The organism is Nostoc sp. JL34 (assembly GCF_017114945.1).
GTDB lineage: Bacteria > Cyanobacteriota > Cyanobacteriia > Cyanobacteriales > Nostocaceae > Nostoc.
Map to the genome: position 1 here is coordinate 1 of NZ_JABXKQ010000096.1, position 6,962 is coordinate 6,962.

At 43.4% G+C, this 6,962-nt stretch carries 5 protein-coding genes and 1 pseudogene; 3 read left to right on the top strand and 3 right to left on the bottom strand.

Features of this window, described 5'->3' with window-relative positions; translation table 11 throughout:
• From HWQ44_RS17895 to HWQ44_RS17905, 3 genes and pseudogenes are all read left to right on the top strand, one after another.
• On the top strand, positions 1-293 hold a 293-nt coding region (locus HWQ44_RS17895; RefSeq protein ID WP_292721083.1), incomplete at its 5' end, for a hypothetical protein.
• Positions 294-374: 81 nt separating this feature from the next.
• Positions 375-1,844 (top strand): annotated as a pseudogene (locus HWQ44_RS17900) (CHAT domain-containing protein); the annotation flags it as partial.
• Between the two features lie 447 nt (positions 1,845-2,291).
• Entirely contained in the window at positions 2,292-3,593 is a 1,302-nt protein-coding gene (locus tag HWQ44_RS17905; RefSeq protein WP_292721088.1) for a tetratricopeptide repeat protein, read from the top strand.
• Between the two features lie 446 nt (positions 3,594-4,039).
• Here the strand turns inward: HWQ44_RS17905 and HWQ44_RS17910 are convergent, their stop codons facing one another.
• From HWQ44_RS17910 to HWQ44_RS17920, 3 genes are all read right to left on the bottom strand, one after another.
• A complete protein-coding gene (locus HWQ44_RS17910) occupies positions 4,040-4,756 on the bottom strand; it encodes a pirin family protein (RefSeq protein WP_292721084.1) in 717 nt (238 codons plus the stop codon).
• Between the two features lie 293 nt (positions 4,757-5,049).
• Positions 5,050-5,622: a DNA starvation/stationary phase protection protein Dps gene (dps, locus tag HWQ44_RS17915; protein ID WP_292721085.1), complete on the bottom strand. Its 573-nt coding sequence runs from the start codon at positions 5,620-5,622 to the stop codon at positions 5,050-5,052.
• A 117-nt stretch (positions 5,623-5,739) separates the two neighbouring features.
• Positions 5,740-6,792 carry an aldo/keto reductase gene (locus HWQ44_RS17920; RefSeq protein WP_292721086.1) on the bottom strand — a complete coding sequence of 351 codons (1,053 nt, stop codon included), beginning with the start codon at positions 6,790-6,792 and terminating at the stop codon, positions 5,740-5,742.
• Positions 6,793-6,962 lie beyond the last annotated feature (170 nt).

Genomic DNA, 6,962 nt, shown 5'->3' on the forward strand with positions numbered 1-6,962 from the left:
TTCTACTACTTAACTTTTCGTTACATAGCTGTAAATTTTTCCGCCCACCTACTTATGCAGTGAGTTCAGATGCACCGGAAAGAGAAGGAGTAACCGCAACAGTTGCTACTATCGTTGGTATTGTTGGGGGTGCGATCGCTATTGCTGAACAAATCCGCAAGTGGTATCAAGAGTATAAAGCCAAGCAGTCTGGTAAAAGAATTGAAAAGGTGTTGATTGTCGGGCGCAATGGTAGGCGATTGCTTTTAGAAGATGCAACCCTGGAAGAAATTCGCCAAATTTTAGAATCGTAGAGACGCGATTAATCGCGTCTGTTTTTACGGAATTGGCGGTGGTAGACTTGGGGTAAATACTGAAGTCTCAAGATTCAAAGCGTGCAAACCCTCCACCTCGACCTTAAGCCAGTTGCTGAGAATTACGTAGAGTTACGTTACTTTGTTAATAATCCTAACCAGTATGAAAAGCGATCGCTCTGTTTAACAGAAGTCGCTGATTTGATTGAGTTGGCAGAACGGGATTATTATGTTTCGAGTTTACCAGAGGATTATACGGTAACTGGACGGCGGTTGTATAACTGGTTGGATGGGAGCGATCGCACTCTGCAACCCTTGCTAGATAAGCATCGACGGGAGGGGATTGTGTTAGCGATCGCCACATCTGAAAAGCTTGCCCATTTGCCTTGGGAAGTGCTGCACGATGGCAATGGTTTTTTAGTGCAACGTGTCCCGGCTATTGTCCCGGTGCGGTGGGTGTCGGATAGCACGGTAAAAAAATTGACCATTGACGGGGAACCAGAAAACCGGGCGCTGCAAGTTTTGTTTATGGCTACTTCGCCTTTGGATGTCAAACCTGTGCTGGATTTTGAGGGGGAGGAAGCACGGATTTTGGAGGCGACAAAGCGGCAACCTTTAGCGCTGATGGTGGAAGAAAGCGGCTGTTTGTCGGAGTTGGGTTATTTAGTCGATGGTTACGACAGGGATTATTTTGATGTTTTACACCTGACGGGTCATGCTACTTTACAAGATGGGCAACCCCGCTTTATTACAGAAACGGAAACGGGTGAAGCTAACTATGCTAGTGCTGGAGATATCGCCCAATAATTACAATTTCGACTGCCTAAATTGATTTTCCTTTCTGGTTGTCGCACTGGACAAGCTGGCAATTCGGGATCTGTGCCGTCAATGGCTGAAGAATTGCTCAAATCGGGTGCAAAAGCGGTTTTGGGTTGGGGTCAAAAGGTTTTAGATTCTGATGCTACAGCCGCAGCTGCCGCATTATACGAAGAATTATCAGCCGGAAAGCAAATCACCGAAGCTGTTGCTTGTACATACCAAGCATTAATTAAGAATAAGGCGCGGGATTGGCATTTGTTACGGCTTTATGCAGCAGGTAATTTACCAAGTTCATTAGTCACACCTTTGCGGACTCGTGGACGAAAACCAGCACCACCGCTTTCTGTTTCTACCCAGTTTTTAGATCCTGCGGGTAAGGTGAAAGTCCCGACGCGGGAGAGTTTTGTTGGTCGTCGCCGTCAATTACAAAATTGTTTGCGGGTGCTGAGTCAATCAACCGATGAGGTTGGGGTGTTGATTCATGGGATGGGCGGTTTGGGTAAAAGTAGTTTAGCAGCTAGGCTTTGTGACAGACTGCCGAATTTTGAGCGTGTTGTCTGGGTTGGGCGAATCGATGAAGCTAGTTTGGTGAGTCGCTTAACAGAAAAGTTGGATGACAATGAACAACGCAAACGCCTACAAAATTACGATGAAGAATTAAAGTTTCGGTTGAGACGAGTTTTCCAGCAGTTGCATGAACAAGCAAAGCCGTTTTTGTTGGTGCTGGATGACTTTGAAGTGAATTTAGAACCTCGCGATCAGAGTTATATCTTGCAATCAGAAGCAGCAGAGGTAATGAAAGCTTTAGTTTGGGCAATTAGAGAAAATTACACTTCCCACTGCATCATTATTACCTGCCGTTACGATTTTGAATTTACCCAGTTGCAGCATTTTCATAAACAGCCCTTGGAGGGAATGCGAGGCGCAGATTTGCGAAAAAAGTGTAATCTCCTCACAGCCTTTGGTGCAGAATCTCAGGTGGATGAGGCGTTAAAATCACAAGCGCAGAAGTTAGCAGATGGTAATCCCCGGTTGCTGGAATGGTTGGATAAGATTTTGCAAAATTCAACAGTTGATGTGGCGGCGATTTTGAATCGGTTAGCAGCAGATCCGGTGGAGTTGCGAGAGCAAGTTTTAGCAGAGGCGCTGCTGGCACAGATGGATACAACTATGCAGAAAATGTTGTCACGGGGTTTGGTGTTTGAGTTGCCAGTACCGAGGGAAGCTTTAGCCACAGTTTGTGAAAATATCGCCAATTTGGAACATTATATTAGTCGGGCAGTGGCGTTGGGGCTGTTGGAAGTGAGCCATGATCAGGCGTTACGAGTGCCGCGCATTTTGCCTGTGCAGTTACCGAAAGATGGGGAAGTTTTGCATAAGCAAGCGGCTGAGGTGTTGTATCGTCTTTGGTGGGAAGAGGCGGAAACAAGAATTGAGGAACAACAATTAGAAATTCATCGCTTGGCGTTGTTGGGTAAGGTAGATAAAATTGCTCTAGAAATTGCAGGGAAATTGGCAAGCTACTGGAAAAGTCAAAGCCGATTTAGGGAAGCTGTTCAATTGTGCAAATCTACTCTAGAAATTGCTGAAGATTATTTAGTGCTACATCAATTAGCTCGTTCTGAACAAGCGCTAGGTGAAGTGAGTAAAGCACAAGATCATTATCAAAAAGCTTTAGATCAGTGTCCAGCAAAAGACGAAAAAGAAAAAGCAGCAATTATTCACAACTTTGGATATCTCAAAGCTGATAGGGGAGAAATAGAAGCAGCGATCGCCCTTTATCAACAATCCCTCGCTATCACTGAACAAATCGGCGATGTCCAAGGAAAGGCGACAACGTTGCATGAAATGGGGAGACTAAAAGCCAATAGGGGAGAAATAGAAGAAGCAACCGCCCTTTATGAACAATCGCTTGCTATTACAGAACCAATCGGCGATGTTGAAACTAAAGCAGCCACGTTGCACAACCTGGGCAGTCTCAAAGCTGATAGGGGAGAAATCAAGGAAGCGCTCATCTTTTATAAACAATCTCTTGTCATCACAGAACAAATCGGAAATGTTCAAGGCCAGGCAGCAACGTTGCACCAACTGGGGATACTCAAGGCCAATAGCGGAGAAATCAAGGAAGCGATCGCTCTTTATGAACGATCGCTTGCTCTCAAAGAACAAATCGGCGATATTGGAGGTCAGGCAGTGACGTTGCAACAACTGGGAATACTAAAGGCCAATAGCGGAGAAATCAAGGAAGCAATCGCCCTTTATAAACAATCCTTTGCCATCACAGAACAAATTGGCGATGTTCAAGGCCAAGCTATGACTTTGTGGTGTTTAGGACACATAGCAGAACAACAGGGCGATTACAATCAAGCACTAGATTATTTACAGCCAGCCTTGGAGATATTGCAGCGTATCCAATCTCCTGATGCTGAGAAAGTTAGGCAAATGGTAGCGAGAGTGCAAGGGTTAATTCGTAATTCGTAGCTCGTAATTAAGAAAGTCAGAATTTAATTTGGCTTTGTAGGGTGGCATCTGTCGCCTATTTTGAATAATTGGTATAAGCGATCATCGCCTATTTGGCGTTAAGTTTATTTATCCACGAGTTTTTGAACTCCATTAATGAGCCTTTGATACTCATTAAAGAGGTTCTGAACTCCATTAATGAGCCTTTGAGCTTCATCAAAGAGGCTTTGAACTCCATTAATGAGTCTTTGATACTCATTAAAGAGGTTCTGAACTCCATTAATGAGTCTTTGAGCTTCATGAAAGGGTCTTTGAACTCCATTAATGAGTCTTTGATACTAGTTCACCAGTTTTTTAGACTTGTGGCTTGGTTGTCGGAGATTGCGATCGCCATAATTCCTCCGACGCACATTATATTCTGAGTAAAAGGCTCATCTAAATGAGCCTTTTAACAGATAAAGGAGATATTAGCCTAAATCGAAAAGCAAGATTTCGCCGCCGATATTAGTGCTAATTTCTAGCTGTTCTTCGCCGTTGATTTGTACACCATCGCCGGCTCTGAGTTCTTCACCATTTAAGTTAACTATGCCTTGGGCTATTTGTAACCAGGCATAACGACCGGGTTTGACTTGATAATTAACAACATCACCTGACTCTAAAACAGATGTGTATAAATCAACATCTTGGTGAATTGTTACAGCACCATCGCGCCCATCTTTAGCAGCAATTAAACGTAATTTGCCGCGCTTTTCTTCTAGAGGAAAAGCTTTTTGTTCGTATCTTGGTGCTAATCCTTCTTGATCGGGAAGAATCCAAATTTGTAGCAAGTGTAGTGGTTCAGTTGGTGAAGGATTAAATTCACTGTGACTGATTCCAGTTCCAGCGCTCATAATCTGGGCATCACCAGGACGAATCACCGAGCCAGTACCCAAGCTGTCTTTATGCTCTACAGCACCTTCTAAGACGTATGTGAGGATTTCCATGTCACGATGACTGTGGGTAGGGAATCCAGCACCGGGGGCGATGCGATCGTCGTTAATCACGCGCAGAGAGCGAAATCCCATGCGGTTGGGATCGTAAAAACTACCGAAAGAAAATGTGTGATAACTATCGAGCCAGCCCATTTTCGCGTGACCACGGGCATTGCGATCGTGAATTAAGTGGGTAATTGTATTTTGAGACATAAATTTACCTCGTTGTTAATGAGTATTTAGAGACGTGATTAATCGCGTCTGTACAAGAGTTAGAAATCAGAATGGAATTAGGATACTTTTTCAGTAACTTACTAACTTTTTCAAGTTGAAGTATTAATCTTGATCTATCACTTTTCAAAAATATTTTTGAGTTTTTCGACTTAGTTTTGAACTATTTCAATAGTAAAGTATATACATATAAATGAAAAGTACGCACTTAAAAGTGACGTACTTACCAAAAAGATACTAATAGATTTACGAAAGGCTACTTTTCTCAGAAGTGCTTACTTTACACCAGCAGGGATCTTTTGAGTTTTAGTGGTATCCGCTTTGCCATTCTCTGCCTTAATTTCTGCTACTTGCAGATGAGCTTCTAAGAACCAGAGTCGTTTGTCAATGGTGCGGGAAATTTCGGTGTAAAGGTCAGCGGTATCGAGGTCGCCTAATTCATCAGTTTTATCGATCGCTTGCCGGAGATGTTTAGCATAGAATGCATAACGATCTGACAAGGCTGTTACATGGTCTTTGCCATCCAAAATATCTAAGGGATATTCTGGCAAAATTGAATTACTAGCTGCGGCGCGGGCTGTTCCGAAAGCGTATCCGCCTAAAGCTGTAATGCGTTCAGCGACCAGATCGATGTATCCTTCTAATTCCCCAGCAAGTTCATCAAATAATAGGTGTAGCTGGTAAAAGTCAGTTCCTTTAACGTTCCAGTGCGCTTGCTTTGCTTGGGTTTTCAAATCAGAAGTAGCTGCCAAGGTTTGGTTGAGAAGTACCACGATTTGCACTCGCGCTTCGGCGGGAATGTCAATACGAGTGGGGTACAAACGTGATGTAATGTTGTTGTCGCTCATGATTCTACGTTGTTGATGCCTTTTATATCTAACTTTACAGAATTGCTTGGCTTGGCGAAACTCTCTGACGATGGATTGAATTAACGGCTGAATGTGTTACTGTATATGACTATCAGCTTAAATACGATGATTTTTGATGGTATTAAATGTGCCACCGAAAAGGCGATCGCGAATATCATCATTCTGCAAAAAGTCATGGGGAAAACCCAGTTCAATTTGACTCACTTCATTTAACCGTTGCAGATGTTCTGGCGAGAGGCTGATATCAAGGGAAGCTAAGTTATCTTGAAACTGCGTTAATTTACGTGCCCCAACAATCGGAATAATCACACCACTTTGAGCGTGTAACCAAGCTAATGCTACCTGTGAAGGTGTATGGCCAATTTCTGCTGCAACTTGGCTAACAACTTGCGCGATCGCTAAATTCCGTTCGGAAATAGTTCTAAACATTGCATTTGCGAATCGTCCTTGTTCATCGCCTGTTTGAGGAGGCTGATTATACTTACCTGTCAGCACACCACCACCCAAAGGCGACCACGGCGTTACTGCCAAATCTAAAGCTTTTGCCATCGGGATCAAGTCCCGTTCTGGTGTCCGCTGAATCAAACTATACTCAATTTGCAGGGCGATAAACTGCGTCCATCCTTGATAATGAGCGATGGTATTTGCTTGGGAAACAATCCAAGCGGGGGTGTCAGAAATGCCGATGTAAAGTACTTTACCTTGACGGACTACATCATCAAGCGATCGCAAGACTTCTTCAATAGGTGTTGTGAAATCCCAAGCGTGCAACCACAATAAATCTATGTAATCAGTCTTCAGCCGTTTCAGGCTACCTTCTAAAGACTGAATTAAGTTCTTGCGATGGTTTCCACTGCCATTAGGGTTGCCCTTCTTGTCTGTCATCCGCAAGGGAAAGGAATATTTTGTCGCAACTACCAAGCGTTCCCGTTCTTTAGCGATCAACTCGCCAACAATTTTTTCACTGCTACCATCGGTATAACCGTTGGCGGTGTCAATGAAATTTCCCCCTGCTTCTACATAGCTATCAAAGATTTTACGACTTTCGTCAGCAGATGCACCCCAGCCCCAATCTTCACCAAAGGTCATGGTTCCCAAAGAGAGTTCAGAGACTCTTAACCCGCTTTTGCCCAAGAGTTTATATTTCATGAATATTTTCTCATTAATGAAAAAAACGATGCGAATACCATTCCAAAGGCATAATAACTGGAAACTGAGGGGATGTTTGAGAACAAGCTCTTTCGTATTTGTATTGTCGTGCTATTTACCCCTCTTCTGTCACTCTCCGAAAACATTTGCCATTTCTTAATTCTAGAGCT